This is a genomic window from Rhodococcus sp. ACS1 (assembly GCF_002300155.1).
GTDB classification, from domain to species: domain Bacteria; phylum Actinomycetota; class Actinomycetes; order Mycobacteriales; family Mycobacteriaceae; genus Rhodococcus_F; species Rhodococcus_F koreensis.
The window spans coordinates 193329-214590 of record NZ_NSDZ01000005.1 but is presented as its reverse complement, the minus strand read 5'-3'; the positions used below and the strand labels follow the sequence as shown (position 1 = coordinate 214590).

Here is a 21262-nt window from a genome sequence, read left to right as displayed (position 1 = left end):
AAACCAGATCGGCTATCCCGGCCCTGAAGGACCGGGTTTGCGCCGAAAGACTCACGGATCAGCGAGAGCCCGTTCCGGGAACTGATCGGCAGTTCGATGCCCAGCGTGCTCCGCGGCATCGGCCTGCGGATGGCCGAGAACGGCGGCTCGTACATCTTCCAGACCCTCGGCATCAGCTACGTGACGACGGTGGTGGGGGTCAGCAAGTCGATCGGACCGCTCGCCATCGCCTGCGGCGCCGCCATCGGCATGCTCGTCATCCCGTTCTCGGGCGCGCTGTCGGACCGCTTCGGCCGGATGCGGGTGTACCGATTCGGTGCGGCGCTGCAACTCGTCCTCGCCGTCCCGTCGTGGTGGCTGCTCTCGCTCGGCAACCCCTACCTCGTGGTCGCGACCCTCGCCGTCAGCTATGGGATCGGCGTCAACGTGATGCTCGGCGCGCAGTGCGCCGCCCTGCCCGAGCTGTTCGGAAACCGTCACCGCTACATCGGCGTCGCGGTCGCCCGGGAGACGAGCGCGATCCTCGCCGGCGGCATCGCACCCTTCGTCGGTGCGCTGCTGCTGTCGCTGATGAACAACTCGTGGGTGCCGCTCGCGATCTACGTGCTGGTCCTCAGCGTCATCACGTTCGCCACGACGTTCGTGACACCCGAAACCCGTGGCCGCGACCTCGGGCTCGCGTGGGATGCGATGGCCGATCCGGTGCACGGACCGGATGCCGTTGCCCCGTCCAAGGATCGGGTCGACGCATGAGGCTGGCCCGCATCGCGACCGATTCGGGACCGCGCCCGGTGTGCCTGCGGGACGGTCGCTGGCACGAGGTGGCCGACCCGTTCGCGGACATCTTGACGTTCACCGGACCCGCACACGACGTCGACGGGGCGCGCCTGCTCGCGCCTTCCGAACCGCGGGTCCTGCTCGGGATGGCGCACAACGGCGCACCCGGAGATCGCGACCTCCCGTTGCAGGCGTTCATGAAATCGGCGCGCACGGTGATCGGCCCCGAACATCCGATCGTCGTCGACGAACGGCTGGGGAAGGTGGTCGTGGAGGGCGAACTGGCCGTCGTCATCCGGCGCACGTGCCGCAACCTGCGCCCCGAGGACGTCCCGTCCGCGATCCTCGGCTACGCGATCGGCAACGACGTCACCGCCGTGGAGCAGATCGCACTGGACGACAAGCTCACCCAGGCGAAACACGGCGACGGCTTCACCCCGCTGGGTCCGTGGATCGAAACGGACCTCGACCCCGGCGACGTGCCGATCACCGTGCGCGTCAACGGGGTCACCGTGGCGGAGGCGTCCACGGAGCAGCTGGCGTGGAACGTGTCCGAGCAACTGGTCCATCTCACCCGGTATCTGACGCTGGGACCGGGAGACGTCGTGCTCACGGGTTGCCCGTTCACGTCGGGCCCGGTCGAACCGGGCGACCGCGCCGAGATCACGCTCGACGGAATCGGCACACTGAGCAATCCGGTGCGTGCGATGTGAACCTCTTAGATCTGTCCGGGCGCACCGCCCTGGTCACCGGTTCGAGCCGGGGAATCGGCTACGCCCTCGCGCGGGGCCTGGCCGGGGCGGGCGCCACGATCGTCCTCAACGGGGTGTCGGCCGAGCGCCTCGCGCAGGCACGTGAGCGCCTCGGCGAGGAATTCGGCGACACCCGTGTCCACGCGTACGCGTTCGACGTCACGGATCCCGAGCGGGTAACCGACGCCGTCGACCGGATCGAATCGGAGGTCGGGCCGATCGAGATCCTGGTGAACAACGCTGCGCTGCAACACCGCCAGCCCCTCCTCGATGTCACGCTCGAGGACTGGAACAGGGTGCTCACGACCGACCTCACCAGCGCCTTCCTCGTCGGGCGTGCGGTCGCCCGGTTCCAGATCGGCCGTGGGAGCGGGAAGATCGTCAACGTCTGCTCGGTGCAGAGCGACCTGGCCCGGCCCACCATCGCGCCGTACACCGCCGCGAAGGGCGGGCTGCGGAATCTGACCCGCGCGATGACGGCGGAGTGGGCACGCTCCGGGCTGCAGATCAACGGCCTCGCGCCCGGCTACATCCACACCGAGATGACGCAGGCCCTCGTCGACGACACCGAGTTCGACACCTGGCTCCGCGGCCGGGCGCCGGCAGGCCGGTGGGGCACCCCGGACGACCTCGTGGGTCCGGCGGTGTGGCTGGCGTCGGACGCCTCCCGGTACGTCAACGGTCAGGTGATCTTCGTCGACGGCGGGATGACGTCGGTGGTGTGAGGAGTCACCGGCCGACGGCGGCGGCGGGTGCGGTCTGCACGTCCCCGAAGGAGCGGCGGGTGTGCCGGACGAGTTCGCGGAGCGCGGGACCTCCGAGGCTCTTCCAGACCAGCGCGAGCACGGCCGGGATGTCGACGCCGTCGAGGGCGACCGCCGTCAGCCGGCCCCGGTAGTCCGTGGCCATCGACTCACTGAGGATCGCGACCCCCAGCCCGCGGATCGCGAGATCGGCGACGGCGTCGGGTGCGCTCGCCTGCAGGGCGATGTCGGGGCGGAGGCCGGCGGCCGCACACGCCTCGTCGAACACCGTCCGGATGCCCGTTCCGGTCGGCATACATACGATCGCATGGTCGCCGAGTTCGGCCAGCGTGACTCGCGACTGCCCCGCCAGCGGGTGATCCGGCGACACGGCGGCGACCAGCCCTTCGCTGATGATCGGGAAGGCGTCCAACCCCTCCGGCGGGGCGGTCGAGGTGGCAACGAGAGCGAGATCGATCGCACCGGCGCGGACGCGTTCGACGAGGCGGTCGGAGCTGTCCTCCGTCAGCGTGATCTCGATCCCGGGATGCGCGACGTGGAACGCGGACAACGCGTCGAACAGCGGCTTGATCGTGCACGCGGTGACCATCCCGACGACGAGCCTGCCCCGGATCAGCTGGTTCACGTCGTCGACGGCCTGCCGCATCGCGTCGGCCGAGGCGAGTGCCGCGCGGGCGTGCAGCAGCGCCGCCTCCCCCGCCGCCGTGAGCGTCGCCGTCCTGCTGGACCGGTCGATCAGCGTGGCGCCGAGATCATGCTCGAGCTGCCGGATCTGCGCGCTGATCCCCGACTGGCTGATGTGGACGCGTTCCGCGGCGCGGGTGAAGTTCGCTTCCTCGGCGACCGCGACGAAGTACTCGAGCTGCCTCAGTTCCATAACCAATGATTCTAGTATTCAGCAGAACTATCTGTTGGACTTCCGGTTGCGGGGGCACCACCCTGGAAAGGGACAGCAGTTCACCCACGAAAGGATTCCCGGTGACCGACTACGAGAAGGCCCAGAACCCCGAAGACCTCACCCGGCTGTTCGTCGAGCGCAGCAACGCCGGAGACGCGGCCGGAGTCGCCGCCCTGTACGAGGAGAACGCCGTCATGGCGTACCCGCCCGGCAGCCGGACGGTCGGCCGGGCCGCCATCCGGAAGCTGTGGGAGTCGGTGCTCGCGAACGGGCCGCACTTCGAACCGGAGACGCCGCTCCCCACCCTGATCAGTGATGACATCGCGCTCACGTCCACCCCACCGAAGGACGGATCCGGCGCGCGGGCTCAGGTCGTCCGCAGGCAGCCGGACGGAACCTGGCTCAGGCTCCTCGACCAGCCGGAGTTCGTCCCGCCCACCAGCTGAGACCGGGTCTGCGCCGGCCTCTACACGGCATGAACTTCGTTGTCCACCATTGCATCTGCATTCGGATCGGTGGGATCATAGAGGTCATGCGCAGACCGCGTTGGCCGGCAGTAGCACCACCCACCACCGGAGGACACCGGGTGCACGGCCCCCTGCTCCTCACGGCCGAAGACGACCTCACGCTCGAGCTGTTCGAGGTCGTGGCGTTCGCGGACGGACTCCACCTCCGGATGGCCCTGACCGCCACGGGCAGGCCCGCGGAGCTGGCGCAGTACGAGACCCGCTCACTGTCCGACCCCGGCGATCCCTCGACGCGGTGGTCCTACCTGTCGGTGCGGGCGCGCGTCGACGACGTCGAGGGTGAAGCCGACCCCTACCATCCGGCGGCGGCGTCGAAACCGTGCGGGAGCGGGCCGCCCGAGTACCGGACCGAGCCGCACTACTGGCTCGACGCGATCCCGGCGTCGGGATTCATCTCGGTCACCGCCGGCTGGCCGAGGATCGGCCTCGGTTCGACGACCACCACCATCGGCATCGAATCGAGCACGCGAACGTCGTGACCGTCAGGTGCAGCAGTTGGGGTCGAGGACGACCCGCAGTGCGTCGAGAGCATCCGGTCGAGCGCTGTAGAAGACGTTCATGCCGCGACGGACGGGCTGGACCATTCCCGCCTTCTTCAGCTGGCCGAGGTGGTGGCTGACGGTCGATTCGGACAGCCCCACGCCGGTCGCGAGATCGCACGTGCACACCTCACCCTCGCTCGCGGTCAGCAGGATCGACATCAGCTTGATGCGGACCGGATCGGCCAGTGCCTTGAGGCGCAGCGCGAGGTGCAGGGCGGCCTCGTCGGTCATCGGGGCGGCCGAGACGGGCGCGCAGCAGATCGGCGCGGAGACATCTACGACCGGCAACGTCTTGGGCATGAATCCATCCTCCCAGGTTCTTGACATATGTCAAAAAGGTGGGATCCTGAGAGTGCAAGAAATTCGACATATGTCACACAGGTGGAGGTTGTCATGTCCCGCGCCCAACTCGCCCTCAATGTCGACAATCTGGAGGAAGCAGTCACGTTCTACTCGAAACTGTTCGATACACCACCGGCGAAACTGAAGCCGGGATACGCGAACTTCGCCATCGCGCAGCCACCCCTCAAGCTGGTGCTGCTGGAGAACCCAGGCGAGGGCGGCACCATCAACCACCTCGGCGTCGAGGTCGAATCGAGCGCCGAAGTGCACGAGGAAATCGCACGGCTGACCGGGGAAGGCCTCTTCACCGACGAGGAGCTCGGCACCACCTGTTGCTTCGCCACCCAGGACAAGGTGTGGGTCACCGGCCCCGCCGGCGAGAAGTGGGAGGTCTACACCGTGCTCGCCGACTCCGACACGTTCGGGTCGAGCCCTCGGCACCTCGACCCCGATGCCGAGGGGGCCACCTGCTGCTAGCCGACAAAGAGAAACCCCGCCACCTGCATCACTGCAGTCGACGGGGCTTCTTTGTGCGCCCGAAGGGATTCGAACCCCTAACCTCTTGATCCGTAGTCAAGTGCTCTATCCGTTGAGCTACGGGCGCATGTTCTTCAGTTGTCTAACTCTCACCGGCCGACTAGGCCCGGTGTGGCGGAGGCGAGAGGATTTGAACCTCCGGTCCCTCGTAAAAGGGACAACTCATTAGCAGTGAGTCCCATTCGGCCGCTCTGGCACGCCTCCCTGGGGTGGTTCCGATCCCTTCGGACCGCCGGTGCGAAAGATTACACACCTTTCCACCACAAAGGCAAAACGGCTGGTCAGCGCGCAGGAATGGCCGCTCTAACGCAGGTTGACGTCGAACCAGTCGAAGATCCGACGCTGCGCGTCGACGATGGCCTGGGCTCCCGGGTCGTCGTCCTTGCCGTCGGGCACCTGTGGCGGTTCGTCGGCCCGGTGCGCAAGCCCGGCGTAACTCACGACGAGTCCCGCGACGTCGGACTTGGCGGTGGCGTCGCGCAGCATCTCGACCTGATCCGGTGGCGTGGACGGATCGTCCTCCCCGTAGAGACCGAGCCACGGCGCCTTCAGCCCGGGCGCCGCGTGCACCAGCGCGGGCGCGTCCTCCGACAGCGGTTCGACGATCCCACGGGCGGCGACACTCACGGCGGCGCCGACGGGACGCGTCGTGGCGACGAGCAGGGCGGCGGTCCCGGCGTCGTCGAAACCGAGCACCCCCACGCAGTCGGCGTAGATCCCCCGCGCGATCAGCCAGTCGAAGGTGGCGTCGAAGTCGGCGAACAGGGCGTCGCCGAACACCTCGACGTCGCTGGTCGCCGGTTCCCGGTGGAAGAGATGCGGCGCTACCGTCACCCACCCCTCCATCGCGAGCGAACGCATGAGATCGAGGAGAGCGTCGCTGAACGTGCGCGACTCGTGCAGGATCACGATCCCGCCCCGCGCCGGACCGTCCGGTTCCACCGCGGTGAGCGGAACACGCCTCTGCGGGTCTACGGGCGCGTCTCCGGACGTCCGCAGGGCCGCACTGTCCCTGAAGAATCCCGACATGTCCCTACCTTGGCACGAAGGGGGCGTCGGCGCAGTGGATCGGGAGGCGCATAATCGCCTGGTGACTCCGCGAACCAGGGCAGACCTCGAGACGATCCCGGCCTACATCCCCGGCAAGAGCTTTCCGGGCGCGATCAAGCTGGCGAGCAACGAGACCACGTTGGGCCCGCTGCCGAGCGTGCGGGACGCCATCGCGGACGCCGCCGCCAACGCGAACCGGTACCCGGACAACGGTCACGTCGCCCTGATCGCCGCCCTCGCCGACTACCTCGGGGTGGCCACGGAGAACATCGCCGCGGGGTGCGGTTCGGTGAGCCTGTGCCAGGAATTGGTGCAGGCCACGTGCAACGACGGCGACGAGGTCATCTTCGCGTGGCGCTCCTTCGAGGCCTATCCCGTGGTCACCCAGGTCGGCGGGGCGACGCCCGTCAAGGTTCCGCTCACCGCCGACCACGGGCACGACCTCGACGCGATGCTGGCCGCGATCACCGACCGCACCCGGCTGATCTTCGTCTGCAACCCGAACAACCCCACCGGCAACGCGCTGACGAAGGCCGAACTCGAGCGGTTCCTCGACGCCGTTCCCTCCGACATCCTCGTGGCCCTCGACGAGGCCTACTTCGAGTACAACCGGTCCGACGCCGACGGCGTCGCCCTGTTCCGCGGACGCCCCAACGTGGTGGTGCTGCGCACGTTCTCCAAGGCGTACGGCCTGGCCGGCATCCGCGTGGGGTACGCGGTCGCCGATCCGGCGGTCGTCACCGCGCTGAGCAAGGTGCACATCGCGTTCGCGGTCAATGCCGTCGCGCAGGCCGCCGCCATCGCGTCGCTGGCCGCGTCCGGAGAACTGCTGGCACGCACGGACGGCGTCGTCGCCGAGCGGAACCGGGTTCGCGACGCCCTCCTCGCCGCCGGGTACGAGGTACCCGAATCCGCCGCCAACTTCGTCTACCTCCCGCTGGGCACCCGTTCCGGAGCGTTCGGTGCGGCCAGCGCCGAGGCCGGTGTTCTGCTGCGCCCGTACGGCGACGACGGGGTGCGGATCACGATCGGCGATCCCGCCGAGAACGATGCGTTCCTCGCGTTCACGACGAGCACCGAGGCGCGCTCGATCGCGAACGTCGCGGTCCGGGCGTAACGCTCGAGACGTAACCGTTACCCACGGGTACAACGCCCGTCACTCCTTGTTGGCAGACTCAGTGAGGTTTTGCCGAAGGGAGACCGCACATGCGTCGTCGCGCCGCGATCCGCACCGCCGTGCTGGCGGCCGGACTGGCGTCGACGCTTGCGATCTCGGTGACGTCGGGGCCGACGGCGCAGGCCCAGGATTCGGCGGTCTCCGTCCGGCTCCTCGCCTTCAACGACCTCCACGGCAGCCTCGAACCGCCGCCCGGCGTCCGCAGCCAGGTCAAGCACGCCGACGGTTCGCTGGTCCCGGCCGGCGGCGCCGCCTACCTGGCCGCCTACGTCGCCCAGCTGCGCGGGCAGGCCACCCGGTCGCTGCTGTATTCGGTGGGCGACAACTGGGGGTCGTCGGCGCTCGAATCCGCGATGTTTCACGACGAACCGACCGTGCAGCTGCTCGACAGAATGGGCGTCGACGCGTCCGCGATCGGCAATCACGAGCTCGACGAGGGATACGCGGAGTTCCGGCGGATGCAGACCGGCGGCTGCCATCCCGTCGACGGCTGCCGGTTCGGAAACACGTTCGCGGGCGCGGACTTCCCCCTCCTCGCCGCGAACATGGAGTTCGACGACGGAGCGCCCGCGACGCTGCCGTTCACCGTCGACTACGTGGAAGGCATCCCGGTCGGGGTCATCGCGACCATGCCCGCCGACACCGCCACGATGGTGACACCGGAGGGCGTGGGCGGACTGCGCTTCACGGACGAGCTCACGGCCGTCGACCGGACCGCAGATCTCCTCGACTTCTTCGGCGTGCGGGCCATCGTGCTGCTGATGCACAGGGGAGCCGAACCCGTCGCCGACAACGGCCCCAATTCGTGCGAGGTGACGTCGGGACCGGCGCGCGATCTCGCAATGCGGGCCTCCTCGAAGGTCGACGTCATCTTCACGGCCGACAGCCACCAGCAGTACAACTGCTCGTTTCCCGACCCGATGGGGAACCCGCGCGTGATGATGCAGGGCGCGTCCCACGGCCGCATCATCTCCGTGGTCGACGTGTCGATCGACCGCACCACCCGCGACGTCCTGCGCGACCGCGCGTCCGCGTTCAATCAGGTGGTCACCCACGACATCCCGCCCGACCCCGACATCCAGGCGCTCGCCGACAGCGCTGCCGCCCAGGCCTCCGGGGTCGGTGCGGCGCGGGTGGCGTCGCTGTCCGGCGACCTCACCCGCGACGAGACCCGCAGCGGTGAATCGACCCTCGGGAACGCCGTCGCCGACGCCCAGCTGTCCGCCGGGTCCGGGCACGGCGCCCAGGTGGCGCTCACCAACCCCGGCGGGCTCCGCGAAGACCTGCTGCGGGGCGCCGACGGCGCCGTCACCTACGGGCAGACGTACGCCGCTCAACCGTTCGGCAACACCCTCGAGGTCCTGACCGTCACCGGCGCGGTGCTGAAGGCCGCCCTGGAGCAGCAGTTCCAGCCCCGCGGCGACGGCACGGTCACGGAACGAATCCTGGCGCCGTCTCGTTCGCTGACGTACACCCTGAATCGCTCGGCGATCGTCGGCGAACGCATCTCGGACCTCCGGGTGAACGGCGAGGCAGTCGACCCCGCCGTCTCCTACCGGGTGGCGGTCAACAAGTTCCTCGCCGACGGCGGCGACGGCTTCGACGCCTTCCGCACCCGCACGGACGCGGTGCACGCGGGCTGCGACCTCGACGCCTTCACGACGTATCTGGGAACGAATTCACCGGTCACGCCGCCGAACACCGACCGGATCACCGTGGTCGGTTAGGAACGCCGGTCAGACGCCGAGCGCGCTCTTCAGTACCGGCCACGACGTGCGCAGTTCGTCCTGCCAGTACGGCCACGAATGCGTGCCGAAGTTGCGGTAGGTGAACGTCGCCGGGATCGCGAGCTGGGTCAGGCGCTGCTGGAACGTCTGCGTGCAGAGATTCGCCGCCGCCTCGAGGGGACCGCCCACCGCGATGGTCGACGCGATGTCTCCGGTGATCTCGTACGGTCCGGGAAGACCGTTGCCGGTGGAGATGTAGATCTGCTTGCCGCGCAGCGCTTCGGCGTTCACCGACGGATCGTGAGCGGTCCAGGCGGGATCGGTGTCGGGACCCCACATGTTGGCCGGGTTCCCGCCCTTGAACGCCACCGTGCCGCGGACCGAGTCACGCGAGCTGGGGTTCGAGTTGTCGAGGCATCCGCTGTAGGCCGCCAGTCCGCGGTAGAGCTGCGGGTGCCTGGTGACGAGGTTGGCGGCGCCCATCGCGCCCATCGACACACCCGCGACGGCGTTGACGCCGTTGCCGCTGAAGTTCTTGTCGATGATGGGCGGGAGTTCGTTGGCCAGGAACGTCTCCCACTTGTTGATTCCCAGTGTGGGGTCGGGCTGCAGCCAGTCGGTGTAATAGCTGGCGGTGCCACCCACCGGGAGCACCACGTTGACCTTCTTGTCGGCGAAGAACTGGACGACGTCCGTCTTCTGCGTCCACGTGCTTTCCCGGAAGTCCGACTCGGCGCCGGCGCTGACGCCGTCGAGCAGATACAGCGACGGCCGCGAGCCGCCACCGGCCGGGTGCAGGACCTGGACCTGCACGATGCGGCCCATGGCGGGGGAATTGATGAAGACGGCGCTGCGGGTATCGGTGAGCGGGACGATCTTGTCGACGCTCGCGACGCCGTTGCCCTGAGGCGCGACCGGAGCGGGCGCCGGATCGGCCACAGCAGTGAACGCCGGCCCCAGAAGGGTCAGTGACACTGCCAGACCGACAGCAGCCATTGCTTCGCGACGCATAAAGTAAACCCTCTTCCCCGGACTGTGTGGACCCCGATTGCACAGTACAAAATGCGTCCGGTCAACAAGAGCTTAGAGGGTTTGCGACAGCTGCGTGCTCCACCGTGATCACGTTGTAGTCACCACGGTTCACACGGCTGCGGATTGCGCGCCGCTACTTGGGCAAGGCCGACTTCAACTGGTCCAGACCGTCTCCGCTGAGTTCGTCGAGCGCGGCGCGCCGACCCGTCATCGCCAGCACCAGCGCCAGCATCGGGCCGGAGACCTCAGGTCCCGATCCGGTGGTCCAGTCGGTGTCGGTGGCCCGCAGCGTCAGCCCGGCGACCCGCGACTTCGACCCGATCAGCAGGTTCGAATTCTTGTAGAAGTCGGCGACGCGGACGACGGCGTCCATCGGGTACTCGTGCGCGATGCCGAGCGGCCGGCGGATGTCCTCGCCGTGGACGATCATCTCGCCCAGCATGGCGTCGATCGGGCCTGGTGGGTGGGTGGAGTCGGCCATGTGCGCCCGGAACTCGTCGAGCGCCTCCGCCGGTGTTCCTTCCTCTTCGTGCGCGATGTCCTTCTCGAACATGGTGTTGATCCGAAATCCCGACCCGACGAGCTTTCCGACGAACTTCGGCGGCGTCATCTTCTCCGTCGCCGTCATGTGCGCGAACACGTCCCGCACTGTCCACCGCTCGCAGAGCGACGGCGTCGACCACTGAGTGTCGGTCAGCGGTTCGAGGTCGTCCACCAGGGCGCGGCGTTCTTCGTGAATCGTGGGCCAGGGGCTTGACGTTGTCATTTTTCACTCCCTCGTCGCCAAGAATTCTCCCACCTCAGGACGTCGGCGGCGAGACCCATTGCACAACGTGTTAGTCACGACTAACGTATTGATCGTGCTCGATCAGTTGGAAGTCGCAGCTGAGCCCACCCGGAGACGCCTCATGCAACTGCTGACCGCAGGTGAACAGACCGTCAACAACCTCGCCGCACACTTCCCCGCGAGCCGGTCTGCGATCTCGCAACATCTCCGGGTGCTCACCGAGGCCGGACTGGTCACCGCGCGCAAGGACGGACGCTTCAGGTACTACCGGCTCGATCCTCAGGGACTCGCACAGCTCCGCATGTTGTTCGACTCCTTCTGGATCGACGAACTCGACCGCCTCGTCGCGGACGCCACCGACGAAGCAGGACCCAAAGGAGACAGCTGATGCCATTCGACAAAACCGTCGTCGTCCCGCTGGACCCCGACGCCACGTTCGATCTCGTCACCAGACCGGACCGCTTGCGGCGGTGGCAGACCGTCGCGGCCCGCGTCGACCTGCAGGCCGGCGGCGAGTACCGGTGGACCGTCGTTCCCGGGCACTCGGCGGCGGGCACCTTCCGGGAGGTCGTGCCCGGCAAGCGGGTGGTGTTCGGTTGGGGCTGGGAGGGCGACGAGGAACTCCCACCGGGATCGTCCACCGTGACGGTCACTCTCACCCCGACCGCCGGCGGCACCGAGGTGCGCCTCGTGCACGACGGGCTCGATGCCGAACAGGCCGCCCGCCACGCGGAGGGCTGGAACCATTACCTCGACCGGCTCGTCGCCGCCGCGCAGACGAGCGACGCCGGGCCCGACGACTGGGCGGCCGCACCGGACCCGCTCGACGAACTGTCCAGCGCCGAGGCGACATTGGCTGTCGTGCAACACGTCCTGCGCGGCGTCACGGCGGACGACATGTCCAAGCAGACGCCGTGCACCGAGTTCACCGTCTCGCAACTCACCGATCACCTGGCCGGTTCGATCACCGCCCTCGGCGGCGCGGCGGGCGCGACATTCGACGACAACCCCGGCAAACCCGTCGAGGCCAGAATCGCCGACCTCGCCCAGCCCGCGCTGGAGGCATGGCGCAATCGCGGCCTCGACGGCACCGTGACACTCGGACCGAACAACGCTCCCGCAACCGTCGCGGCGGGGATCCTGTCGATCGAATTCCTGGTCCATGCCTGGGATTTCGCGGCAGCGACCGATGGCGACGTGGCCGTTTCCGAGCCACTCGCCGAATACGTGCTGGCGTTGGCACACAAGATCATCTCGCCCGAAGGCAGGAAGGCCGTCGGGTTCGACGACCCCGTCCCCGCCCCGCACACCAGCGACGCGGTGACCCGGCTCATCGCCTACACCGGCCGCCACCCCGTCCCGGCGGCCTGACACCCCGCACACGGAAAGGTCCAGTCATGCCCATCAAGTCGGAATACGCCCAGGGAACACCGAGCTGGGTAGACCTGCAAACCAGCGATCAGGACGCGGCCAAGAAGTTCTATGCGGAACTGCTCGGCTGGAAGTACGACGACCGGCCGATGCCCGAGGGCCCCGTCTACTCGATGGCCACGGTGCGCGGCGAGAACGTCGCCGCCATCGCGCCGCTGCCGCCCGAGGCAGCGAAGGCCGGGGCGCCGGCGAACTGGAACACGTACATCGCCGTCGACGACGTCGACGCGACGGTCGCGAAGGTCCCCGGCGCCGGCGGCCAGGTGCTGATGCCTGCATTCGACATCTCGGACGCCGGCCGCATGTCCTTCGTCACCGACCCCACCGGGGCGGCCGTCGGATTGTGGCAGGCGAAGAGGCACATCGGCGCCTCGCTCGTCGGCGACCCGGGCGCGTGCCTGTGGAACGAACTGAACACCGGCGACGTCGACAAGGCGCTCGCGTTCTACAACAGCGTCTTCGGGATCACCTCGTCGACGATGTCCATGGGGCCGGAGTACACGTACCACCTGCTGGAGGTGGGCGAGGATCAGGTCGGTGGCTGCGGTCAGCCGATGACGCCGGGCACGCCGAACCACTGGCGGGTGTACTTCGCCGTCGAGAACGTCGACGCGAGCGCAGCCAAGGTCGTCGAACTCGGCGGCACGATCGTCGAAGAAGCGATGGACATCCCTACCGTCGGCCGCATGGCCGGTGTCACCGACCCGCAGGGCGCGACTTTCAGCATCATGACGCCCGAGGAACGTCAGGATCAGTAACGGTGAAGATGCCCACACCCTCCGAGGAGGACAAGCAGTTCTTCCGCTCGCTGATCCCCGACACCCCCGGCGTCGAGGTGAAGCCGATGTTCGGCAATCTGGGCGCGTTCGTGAACGGCAACATGTTCGCCGGGCTGCTCGGGCCGAGCGTCGGGGTGCGGCTCCTCACCGAGCAGGCGAAGGCCGAACTAGCCTCCGCCGACGGCGTCGGCGGTTTCGGCCCGGGTGAGAAGCCGATGCGCGAGTACCTGGCCCTGCCCGACCGGTGGCGGGACACCCCGGACCTCGCCACCCCGTGGATCGAACGCGCGCTCGCCGAGATCGCCGAACTTCCGCCGAAGCAGCCGAAGCCGCGGAAGAAGTAGAAACGACTGCAGCCCGGACCTGGAGCGAAACCAGGTCGGGGCTGCCGGTCGTTGGCGGAAGCGGAGGGATTTGAACCCCCGGTCGCTTTCACGACGCTCGCTTTCAAGGCGAGTGCATTCGGCCGCTCTGCCACGCTTCCGTGGGCGATCTTATCGGTATGGAGGCGGCATCGGGCAACCGGTCAGCGGTCGCCGATGGCCTTGTCGACGCGTTCGAACACCTCGGCGAGAACCTTGAGCTGAGACTTGGTGAGCAGATCGACGAGGTTGCTGCGCACCCCGGCCACATGGGTGGGGGCCGCGTCGGCGAGCCGGGCGCGACCTTCGTCGGTGATGACGGCGAGCACCCCACGGCCGTCCTCGAGGCAGGTGTCGCGGGTGACCATGCCCTGCGATTCCATCCGCCGGATCTGGTGGGTGAGGCGGCTGCGGGAGGAGAGGACGCCGTCCGCGAGATCGCTCATGCGCAGCGAGCCGTCCGGCGACTCGGACAACAACACCAGAATCCGGTAGTCCGCGAGGGAGAGGTCGTGCTTCTCCTGCAGATCCCGGTTGAGGACGTCCATCAGCCGCTGGTTGCCGTCCATGTAGCCGCGCCATGCGCGCATCTCGGCCGGCGTCAACCAGTTGGTCGCGGCTTCGGCGTCGGAGGTTTCTGCTGTCACAGGTTCACATTCTAGTAGTGCGACATTACTTTCCAGTAGCGTGCGGTGTCCGAAGAGGCCGAGCGGTCGCTCGGACCGGTCGCGGGCACCGGACGGCGCCGCGTTTCGCTAGCGTCGTTCCCATGTATGCGATCACGATCGATCAGCCGGGCGGCCCCGAAGTCATGACGTGGGCCGAGCAGCCGGACCCGGAACTTCCCCCCGGTCACGTTCTCCTCGACGTCGCCGCGACGGCCGTCAACCGCGCCGACCTGCTGCAGCGTCAGGGGTTCTATCCCCCGCCGCCCGGGGCCAGCGACATCCTCGGGCTCGAATGCTCCGGCACCATCGCCGAACTCGGCGAGGGAGTGTCCGGGTGGTCCGTCGGCGACCAGGTGTGTGCGCTGCTGGCCGGCGGCGGGTACGCGGAGAAGGTGGCCGTCCCCGCGTCACAGCTTCTCCCGCTGCCCGAGGGCGTCGATCTGCTCGTCGCGGCGTCGCTGCCGGAGGTCGCGTGCACGGTGTGGGCGAACGTCGTGATGGGCGCCGGACTGTCCCGCGGCGACGTGCTGCTGGTCCATGGCGGTGGCGGCGGCATCGGCACCCACGCCATCCAGGTCGGCGTCGCGCTGGGGGCCCGGGTGGCCGTCACCGCCGGCTCCGAGGAGAAACTGGCGCGCTGCCGCGAACTCGGCGCCGACATCCTCGTCAACTACCGGGAAGCCGATTTCGTCGACGAGATCCGCAAGGCGACGGACGGACACGGCGCCGATGTGATCCTCGACAACATGGGCGGCGCGTACCTGGGCCGCAACGTCGACGTGCTCGCCGCCGACGGCCGGCTCGTCGTCATCGGCATGCAGGGCGGCCGGAAGGGCGAACTGGACCTGGGCAAGGTGCTGGCCAAACGCGCCCACGTCACGGCGGCGGGACTGCGGGGGCGGCCCGAGTCGGGTCGCGAGGGCAAGGCCGACATCGTCGCCGACGTCCGCAAGCGGTTGTGGCCGCTGATCGCGGAGGGCGCGGTGCATCCCATCGTCTCGGCGGAACTGCCGATCACCGAGGCGCCGCGCGGACACGAACTGCTCGACTCCGCCGACACCGTCGGCAAGGTGATCCTGACGATCCCGCGGAACTGACGCTTCGTCCGGTGTGACATTCGTCGTTCCCCTCCGGTGCAACGAATGTCACACCGGGCCGGCCGGCTGTGTTCAGCCGAGGGTGGCGAGCTCGTTCACGAGCTGGTCGATCTCGTAGCGGGTGGTGTACGGCGCGAGACCGATGGTGACGGCGCCGCCCTCGTCGTTGACGCCGAGGGCGTCGAGCAGCCGGGAGCCGCCGTGGACACCGCTGACGGTGGCGATACGCTTGTCGGCGAGGTGCGACGCCACCTTGTCGGCCGAGACTCCGGCGACGGTGAAGCTGAGCGTCGGAACCCGGCTCGGCGACCGCCCGATGACCATGACCTGCGGTAGCCGCTTCAGCGAGGACATGAGGTGGTCGAACAGGGTGTCCTGGTAGTTCTGCAGCGAGCTGATGGACGCCTCGAGCTTCTCGCGCCGGGAACCGGTGGCCGACTCGTCGAGGTTCGCGAGGAAGTCGATCGACGTGGTGAGGCCGGCGAGGAGCGCGAACTGGTGCACCCCGACCTCGAGACGTTCGACACCCCGCGCATACGGGTTGAGCGACACGGCCGGGATGCGGTCGAGGAGCGACGGGTCGCGGAACACAAGTGCCCCGACCTGCGGTCCGCCCCAGGAGGTGGCGCCGACGGCGACGACGTCCGCACCGAGTTCGTTGATGTCGACATGCGCGTAGGGGGCGGCGCCGATCGCGTCGACGACCATCAGTCCGCCGACTTCGTGGACGCGGTCCGAGGCGACGCGGACGTCGGGCGCCGAGCCGACGATCGGGGAGGCGGCGGTGAGTGCGACCAGGCGCGTCGTGGTGGTGATGAGGTCCTGGAACTGCCAGCTGGGGAGTTCGCAGGTCTCGATCTCGACCTCCGCCCACCGCACCTGGGCGCCGTAGCGGCTGGCGACGCGCAGCCAGGGGGCCACGTTCGCTTCCTCGTCGAGGCGGGAGAGCACGAGCCCGGTTCCGAGACCGAGTCGCGTGCTCAGCGACTCCGCCAGCCAGGCCAGGAGAACGGATCGGTCGGGTCCGAGGACGACCCCGGCGGGATCGCCTCCGACCAGGTCGGCGACGGCTGCTCGGGCCGCATCGAGAACCGCCGCACTGCGCCGGCTGGACACATGTCGTCCGGTCGACGAGGAGGCAGAAGCCCGGAAGGCCGTGGAGACAGTGCGCGACACCGCGTCCGGAATCTGCATGCCGGCCTGCGGATCGAGATGGATCCAACCGTCGCCGAGTGAGGGGATGAGTCCCCGAACGCGGGCAACGTCGTAAGCCATGCCCGACACTCTAAGACCCCAAGTCAATACGGTCGAAGCCAGCCATCGATTGTTGTCGAATGCAACAAAGAGGGAAAGGGCCAAATCGGACGCACTTTCGCACTGCCGCGCAGGAACAGCCAAGATGGAGGCATGACGAACTCGGAGAATGAACACGTAGTCGTGATCGGTCCCGACGGTCAGCCCATGGCGATTCCCGTCGCGGAGGCCGCGAGCAAGCCCGAGGGCTCCGACGCCGCCGCAGCCGCCGCAGCCGCCGAGAACGGGAACGGCGCCGAGTCGGTGGCCGACATGGTGGAGCAGCCGGCCAAGGTCATGCGCATCGGAACGATGATCAAGCAGCTCCTCGAGGAGGTGCGTGCGGCACCGCTCGACGACGCCAGCCGCAACCGGCTGAAGGAGATCCACAAGTCGTCTATCCGCGAGCTCGAGCAGGGCCTGGCCCCCGAGCTGCGCGAGGAACTCGAACGCCTCACGCTGCCCTTCACCGACGACACCGTCCCCACCGACGCCGAACTCCGCATCGCGCAGGCGCAGCTGGTGGGGTGGCTCGAAGGACTGTTCCACGGCATCCAGACGGCCCTGTTCGCCCAGCAGATGGCGGCCCGCTCCCAGCTCGAGCAGATGCGTCAGGGAGCCCTGCCTCCGGGCATCAGCATGGGCAACCCGCACGGGCCGCACAACAACGATCCGGGAGCGCAGTCGAGCGGTACCGGCCAGTACCTGTAGCAACGGGCAAAACAGCATGGAACTCGACTCCCGGTAGGCTCGGTGCCCGTGTCAGCATCCGCTATCGAAACCGAGGCCGCAGGCGGCCCGCTCCCGGCGTCCGATTCGCAGACCTTCCGTCGCGCGTTCAAGGACCTCAGGGACGGCTTCGCTCAGCGCGAGCTGTGGCTGAGCCTCGGCTGGCAGGACATCAAGCAGCGCTACCGCCGGTCGGTGATCGGCCCGTTCTGGATCACGATCGCCACCGGCGTGCAGGCCGCGGCGATGGGCATCCTCTACTCGGCCCTGCTGGACATCCCGCTGGACGAGTTCCTGCCGTACGTCACGGTGGGTCTGATCGTCTGGAACCTGATCAGCGCGAGCATCCTCGAGGGGTCCGAGGTGTTCATCGCCAACGAGGGGCTGATCAAACAGCTGCCGTCGGCGCTGAGCGTCCACGTGTACCGGCTGGTGTGGCGGCAACTGCTGCTGTTCGCCCACAACCTCGTCATCTACGTGATCATGCTGTTCGCGTTCGGGGTGTGGCGGCACCTGACCTGGATGTCGCTGGCCGCGATTCCCGCGATCGCACTGATCGTCGTCAACGCGGCGTGGGTGTCGATCATGTTCGGCATCTTCTCCACCCGCTACCGGGACATCGCGCCGATCCTCGGCAGCATGACGCTGCTGCTGTTCGTGCTGACACCGATCATGTGGACCACGCAGAGCCTCGAGGCGCAGGGCGGTCAGGCCGCCGAGCGCGTCAAGCTCGCCGAGCTGAACCCGCTGTTCCACTACCTCGACATCGTGCGCGCGCCGATGATCGGCCAGGACCAGCAGGCGTACCACTGGTACATCGTGCTCGCCATCACCGTCGTCGGGTGGACCGCCGCCATCCTCGCGCTTCGCAAGTACCGGGCCCGCGTGCCCTACTGGGTATAGGGGTTTGCCATGACAGAACACGTGAGCATCGAGACGCGGAACGCCTGCGTCGACTTTCCGATCTTCGACGCCAAGTCCCGGTCGCTGAAGAAGGCGTTCCTCGGCAAGGCCGGCGGATCCATCGGTCGCAACAACTCGGACGTCGTGGTGGTCGAGGCCCTGCGCGACATCAACCTGTCGCTGAAGGAAGGCGACCGCATCGGTCTGGTCGGCCACAACGGTGCCGGCAAGTCGACGCTGCTGCGCCTGCTGTCCGGCATCTACGAGCCCACCCGCGGCAGCGCGAGCATTCGCGGCCGCGTGGCGCCGGTCTTCGACCTCGGTGTCGGCATGGACCCCGAGATCTCCGGCTACGAGAACATCATCATCCGCGGGCTGTTCCTCGGGCAGACCCGTAAGCAGATGCTCGCGAAGATGGACGAGATCGCCGAGTTCACCGAACTGGGCGAGTACCTGTCGATGCCGCTGCGCACGTACTCCACCGGTATGCGCGTGCGCGTCGCGATGGGCGTGGTCACCAGCATCGACCCGGAGATCCTGCTGCTCGACGAAGGCATCGGCGCCGTCGACGCGGAGTTCATGAAGAAGGCGCGCGTACGGCTGCAGGCGCTGGTGGAGCGGTCCGGCATCCTGGTGTTCGCCAGCCACTCCAACGAGTTCCTCGCCCAGCTCTGCGACCGGGCCATGTGGATCGACCACGGTCAGGTCCGGCAGGAGGGCGGCATCGAGGACGTCGTCCGCGCGTACGAGGGCGACGACGCCGCCGACCACGTCCGCCATGTCATCTACGAGATGGACCGGGAGAAGTCCGGGCTGAGCGCCTCGGCCGAACGGGACGTCCGTAGCGACAGATCGAACGAGCGTCCCGTTCGCACGGTCGCGGAAGCCGAGGCGGAGTCCGCGTGAGCGCTGCTGCCGAGCGGATCGTCGGCGTCGTCGTCACCCACAAACGCCGTGAACTGCTGGCGGAGTCGCTGAAGGTCCTCGGCTCGCAGTCGCGTCCGCTGGACCATCTGGTGGTCGTGGACAACGCCGCCGAGGACGACGTGCGCGAACTCGTCGAGACGTCCGGGATCCCCACCAGCTACCTCGGGTCGCAGCACAATCTGGGCGGGGCGGGCGGCTTCGCGCTGGGGATTCTGTACGCCCTCTCGCTCGGCGCCGACTGGGTGTGGCTCGCCGACGACGACGGCAGGCCCGAGGGGCCGAAGGTCCTGGAGACGCTGCTCGACTGCGCCGAGCGGCACGGGCTGGCCGAGGTGTCGCCGGTGGTCTGTGACATCGACGACCCCGACCGTCTCGCGTTCCCGCTGCGCCGCGGCGTCGAGTGGCGTCGGCTGCGGTCCGAACTGTTCACCGACGGCGACGACTCGGCCGACCTGCTCCCCGGCATCGCGTCGCTGTTCAACGGCGCCCTGTTCCGGGCGTCGGCGATCGACACGGTCGGTGTCCCCGACCTGCGGCTGTTCGTCCGCGGCGACGAGGTGGAGGTGCATCGGCGGCTGGTGCGGTCGGGGCTGCCGTTCGGCACCTGCCTGCAGACGGCGTACGTGCACCCGAACGGCGCGGAGGAGTTCAAGCCAATCCTCGGCGGCCGGATGCACACGCAGTACCCGGACAACGAGACGAAACGGTTCTTCACCTACCGCAACCGCGGCTATCTGCTGTCCCAGCCGGGTATGCGGAAGCTGCTGCCGCAGGAGTGGGTGCGGTTCGGGTGGTACTTCCTCGTCACGCGGCGTGATCCGCAGGGTCTGCGGGAGTGGATGCGGCTGCGCAAGCTGGGCCGTCAGGAGCGGTTCGAGCGGCCGTAAATTCGGTTGCGCCCGGGTTCCGCCGGGTGGGAGCATCGTGGGGTTCCGGTCGATAGACCCCCAGTGTTTCGACCCTCAGGTGCTGCGAAGGAGTGAGTGTCCGATGACTGTCTCGTCGGTCGACGCCGCGTGCGTCCGCTCCCCCTTCCCCCTCGCCTGACCGAACCCGCGCAGTGGTCCGGTCGGCACTCATCGACCCGAGGATCACACCCATCATGTTCGATTCCGGACACCTCCTGCCCTACGGCTGGAACGACACACTTTCCGACACCTTCGACAGTTACCCGGCCGACGGCCGCGAGCCCGGTCGGGTGATCCGCGTGGACCGCGGTCGCTGCGACGTGGCCGCGCCCGCGGGCATCGTCCGCGCCCTCGTCGGCGAGCACCCGCTCTGCACCGGCGACTGGGTGACGCTCCACCGGCACGGCGACGAGATCGCCGTCGCCGACCTGTTCCCCCGGCGCAGCGCGATCGTCCGGTCGTCCGCGTCCGGCCGGTCCGAGGGGCAACTCCTCGCGGCCAACGTCGACACGGTGGTGATCGCCGCCGCACTGGACACCGCCCTCGATCTCGGGCGCATCGAACGACTGCTCGCACTGTCGTGGGAGAGCGGCGCGCAGCCGGTGGTCGCCCTCACCAAATCCGATACCGTGCAAGACATTTCCCTCGCGACCGCCGAAGTGGCGGCGGTCGCTCCGGGTGCGACCGTGGTCGCGGTGAGCGCCGATACCGGCGACGGCATCGACATCCTCACCGCAGTGATCGACGGGACCGTCGCCCTCATCGGACCGTCGGGCGCGGGCAAGTCGACGCTCGCGAACGCGTTGCTCGGCGAGGACGTGCTCGCCACCGGACGCGTCCGCGAGGGCGACAACAAGGGACGGCACACGACGGCACACCGGGAACTGCTGCCGCTGCCGTCCGGCGGCGCCCTGATCGACACGCCGGGACTGCGGGGTGTCGGCATGTGGGACGCGGCCGACGGCATCGACAAGACGTTCCCCGAGATCGAGGAACTCGCGGCGCAGTGCCGGTTCGCGGACTGCTCGCACGAGGCCGAACCCGGGTGCGCGGTCCAGGGCGCGGTGGCGGGCGGCGAGCTACCCGAACGCAGACTCGCCAGCTACCGCAAGCTGATTCGCGAGAACGGGTGGATCGCGTCCCGTACCGACGCACGGCTGCGGGCCGAGCGGGAGCGCGAGTGGAAGACCATCGCCCGTTGGCAACGCCAGATGTACCGCAGTCGCGGTCACTGATCCGGGTAAACGACCCGC

The 21262-nt window shown here is 68.4% G+C and carries 24 protein-coding genes, 3 tRNA genes and 1 pseudogene; 18 read left to right on the top strand and 10 right to left on the bottom strand.

From position 1 onward, the window contains the following. Positions 1–45: 45 nt before the first annotated feature. From CJ179_RS21750 to CJ179_RS21740, 3 genes and pseudogenes are all read left to right on the top strand, one after another. Positions 46–753 (top strand): annotated as a pseudogene (locus CJ179_RS21750) (MFS transporter); the annotation flags it as partial. Further along, positions 750–1490: a fumarylacetoacetate hydrolase family protein gene (locus tag CJ179_RS21745; protein WP_095862874.1), complete on the top strand. Its 741-nt coding sequence runs from the start codon at positions 750–752 to the stop codon at positions 1488–1490. The pseudogene CJ179_RS21750 and the gene CJ179_RS21745, both read left to right, overlap by 4 nt. Next, positions 1487–2254: an SDR family oxidoreductase gene (locus tag CJ179_RS21740; protein WP_095862873.1), complete on the top strand. Its 768-nt coding sequence runs from the start codon at positions 1487–1489 to the stop codon at positions 2252–2254. The genes CJ179_RS21745 and CJ179_RS21740 overlap by 4 nt, the downstream gene beginning before the upstream one ends. A 4-nt stretch (positions 2255–2258) precedes the next feature. Here the strand turns inward: CJ179_RS21740 and CJ179_RS21735 are convergent, their stop codons facing one another. Further along, positions 2259–3170 carry a LysR family transcriptional regulator gene (locus tag CJ179_RS21735; RefSeq protein ID WP_095862872.1) on the bottom strand — a complete coding sequence of 304 codons (912 nt, stop codon included), beginning with the start codon at positions 3168–3170 and terminating at the stop codon, positions 2259–2261. A gap of 101 nt (positions 3171–3271) precedes the next feature. On the opposite strand from CJ179_RS21735, the gene CJ179_RS21730 reads away from it, so the two are divergent. Beyond that, on the top strand, positions 3272–3637 hold the full coding sequence (locus CJ179_RS21730; RefSeq protein ID WP_095862871.1) for a nuclear transport factor 2 family protein: 366 nt from the start codon (positions 3272–3274) through the stop codon (positions 3635–3637). 86 nt (positions 3638–3723) lie between these two features. Beyond that, a complete protein-coding gene (locus CJ179_RS21725; RefSeq protein WP_179377628.1) occupies positions 3724–4197 on the top strand; it encodes a hypothetical protein in 474 nt (157 codons plus the stop codon). Between the two features lie 3 nt (positions 4198–4200). Here CJ179_RS21725 and CJ179_RS21720 read toward each other — a convergent pair whose 3' ends face one another. Beyond that, a complete protein-coding gene (locus CJ179_RS21720) occupies positions 4201–4560 on the bottom strand; it encodes an Rv2640c family ArsR-like transcriptional regulator (RefSeq protein WP_072938387.1) in 360 nt (119 codons plus the stop codon). A gap of 93 nt (positions 4561–4653) precedes the next feature. Here CJ179_RS21720 and CJ179_RS21715 point away from each other — a divergent pair, with 93 nt between their 5' ends. Next, positions 4654–5079, top strand: coding sequence for an ArsI/CadI family heavy metal resistance metalloenzyme (locus CJ179_RS21715; protein ID WP_072938390.1), 426 nt, complete (start codon positions 4654–4656; stop codon positions 5077–5079). A gap of 54 nt (positions 5080–5133) precedes the next feature. On the opposite strand, the gene CJ179_RS21710 is transcribed toward CJ179_RS21715, so the two are convergent. The 3 genes from CJ179_RS21710 to CJ179_RS21700 all read right to left on the bottom strand — a co-directional run bounded on the left by CJ179_RS21710 (position 5134) and on the right by CJ179_RS21700 (position 6168). Continuing rightward, positions 5134–5206: transfer RNA gene (locus CJ179_RS21710), tRNA-Arg, on the bottom strand. A 45-nt stretch (positions 5207–5251) separates the two neighbouring features. Then, positions 5252–5343 (bottom strand) — tRNA-Ser (locus CJ179_RS21705). A gap of 99 nt (positions 5344–5442) precedes the next feature. Next, positions 5443–6168: a dienelactone hydrolase family protein gene (locus CJ179_RS21700; RefSeq protein WP_095862869.1), complete on the bottom strand. Its 726-nt coding sequence runs from the start codon at positions 6166–6168 to the stop codon at positions 5443–5445. A gap of 61 nt (positions 6169–6229) precedes the next feature. Here CJ179_RS21700 and hisC point away from each other — a divergent pair, with 61 nt between their 5' ends. Both hisC and CJ179_RS21690 read left to right on the top strand, forming a co-directional pair. Next, a complete protein-coding gene (gene hisC / locus CJ179_RS21695) occupies positions 6230–7306 on the top strand; it encodes a histidinol-phosphate transaminase (RefSeq protein ID WP_179377627.1) in 1077 nt (358 codons plus the stop codon). Positions 7307–7395: 89 nt separating this feature from the next. Continuing rightward, positions 7396–9093, top strand: a complete 1698-nt coding sequence (locus tag CJ179_RS21690) for a bifunctional UDP-sugar hydrolase/5'-nucleotidase (RefSeq protein ID WP_095862867.1) — start codon at positions 7396–7398, stop codon at positions 9091–9093. A gap of 9 nt (positions 9094–9102) precedes the next feature. Here CJ179_RS21690 and CJ179_RS21685 read toward each other — a convergent pair whose 3' ends face one another. Together CJ179_RS21685 and CJ179_RS21680 are read right to left on the bottom strand one after the other, a co-directional pair. Then, the gene (locus CJ179_RS21685; protein ID WP_095862866.1) at positions 9103–10104 is read right to left on the bottom strand and encodes an alpha/beta hydrolase family protein; all 1002 of its coding nucleotides are present in this window, start codon (positions 10102–10104) and stop codon (positions 9103–9105) included. A gap of 154 nt (positions 10105–10258) precedes the next feature. After that, entirely contained in the window at positions 10259–10891 is a 633-nt protein-coding gene (locus tag CJ179_RS21680) for a maleylpyruvate isomerase family mycothiol-dependent enzyme (RefSeq protein WP_072938407.1), read from the bottom strand. A gap of 142 nt (positions 10892–11033) precedes the next feature. Here CJ179_RS21680 and CJ179_RS54050 point away from each other — a divergent pair, with 142 nt between their 5' ends. The 4 genes from CJ179_RS54050 to CJ179_RS21660 are packed head-to-tail and all read left to right on the top strand — an operon-like array spanning position 11034 to position 13466. Next, positions 11034–11300: a helix-turn-helix transcriptional regulator gene (locus CJ179_RS54050; RefSeq protein WP_241031441.1), complete on the top strand. Its 267-nt coding sequence runs from the start codon at positions 11034–11036 to the stop codon at positions 11298–11300. After that, a complete protein-coding gene (locus CJ179_RS21670) occupies positions 11300–12283 on the top strand; it encodes a TIGR03086 family metal-binding protein (protein WP_095862865.1) in 984 nt (327 codons plus the stop codon). Before CJ179_RS54050 ends, CJ179_RS21670 begins: the two co-directional genes overlap by 1 nt. Before the next feature lie 26 nt (positions 12284–12309). After that, complete coding sequence (locus CJ179_RS21665; protein ID WP_095862864.1) at positions 12310–13101, top strand: VOC family protein; 792 nt, start codon at positions 12310–12312, stop codon at positions 13099–13101. Positions 13102–13103: 2 nt separating this feature from the next. Continuing rightward, entirely contained in the window at positions 13104–13466 is a 363-nt protein-coding gene (locus CJ179_RS21660) for a TfoX/Sxy family protein (protein ID WP_095862863.1), read from the top strand. A 52-nt stretch (positions 13467–13518) separates the two neighbouring features. On the opposite strand, the gene CJ179_RS21655 is transcribed toward CJ179_RS21660, so the two are convergent. Continuing rightward, positions 13519–13606 (bottom strand) — tRNA-Ser (locus CJ179_RS21655). A gap of 42 nt (positions 13607–13648) precedes the next feature. After that, on the bottom strand, positions 13649–14131 hold the full coding sequence (locus CJ179_RS21650) for a MarR family winged helix-turn-helix transcriptional regulator (RefSeq protein WP_072938420.1): 483 nt from the start codon (positions 14129–14131) through the stop codon (positions 13649–13651). 122 nt (positions 14132–14253) lie between these two features. Here CJ179_RS21650 and CJ179_RS21645 point away from each other — a divergent pair, with 122 nt between their 5' ends. Beyond that, positions 14254–15249, top strand: a complete 996-nt coding sequence (locus tag CJ179_RS21645) for an NAD(P)H-quinone oxidoreductase (RefSeq protein WP_072938423.1) — start codon at positions 14254–14256, stop codon at positions 15247–15249. A gap of 72 nt (positions 15250–15321) precedes the next feature. On the opposite strand, the gene CJ179_RS21640 is transcribed toward CJ179_RS21645, so the two are convergent. Next, positions 15322–16524, bottom strand: coding sequence for a cysteine desulfurase-like protein (locus tag CJ179_RS21640; RefSeq protein ID WP_012691164.1), 1203 nt, complete (start codon positions 16522–16524; stop codon positions 15322–15324). 132 nt (positions 16525–16656) lie between these two features. Between CJ179_RS21640 and CJ179_RS21635 the strand changes: the two genes are divergently transcribed. The 5 genes from CJ179_RS21635 (at position 16657) to rsgA (ending at position 21244) form a co-directional block, all read left to right on the top strand. Beyond that, complete coding sequence (locus CJ179_RS21635) at positions 16657–17253, top strand: bacterial proteasome activator family protein (protein ID WP_095862862.1); 597 nt, start codon at positions 16657–16659, stop codon at positions 17251–17253. Positions 17254–17301: 48 nt separating this feature from the next. Then, on the top strand, positions 17302–18174 hold the full coding sequence (locus CJ179_RS21630; RefSeq protein ID WP_005248784.1) for an ABC transporter permease: 873 nt from the start codon (positions 17302–17304) through the stop codon (positions 18172–18174). Positions 18175–18183: 9 nt separating this feature from the next. Beyond that, positions 18184–19080 carry an ABC transporter ATP-binding protein gene (locus CJ179_RS21625; RefSeq protein WP_072938429.1) on the top strand — a complete coding sequence of 299 codons (897 nt, stop codon included), beginning with the start codon at positions 18184–18186 and terminating at the stop codon, positions 19078–19080. Beyond that, the gene (locus CJ179_RS21620; protein ID WP_095862861.1) at positions 19077–19988 is read left to right on the top strand and encodes a glycosyltransferase; all 912 of its coding nucleotides are present in this window, start codon (positions 19077–19079) and stop codon (positions 19986–19988) included. Before CJ179_RS21625 ends, CJ179_RS21620 begins: the two co-directional genes overlap by 4 nt. A 173-nt stretch (positions 19989–20161) precedes the next feature. Further along, entirely contained in the window at positions 20162–21244 is a 1083-nt protein-coding gene (gene rsgA, locus CJ179_RS21615; RefSeq protein ID WP_095862860.1) for a ribosome small subunit-dependent GTPase A, read from the top strand. Positions 21245–21262: the final 18 nt, after the last annotated feature.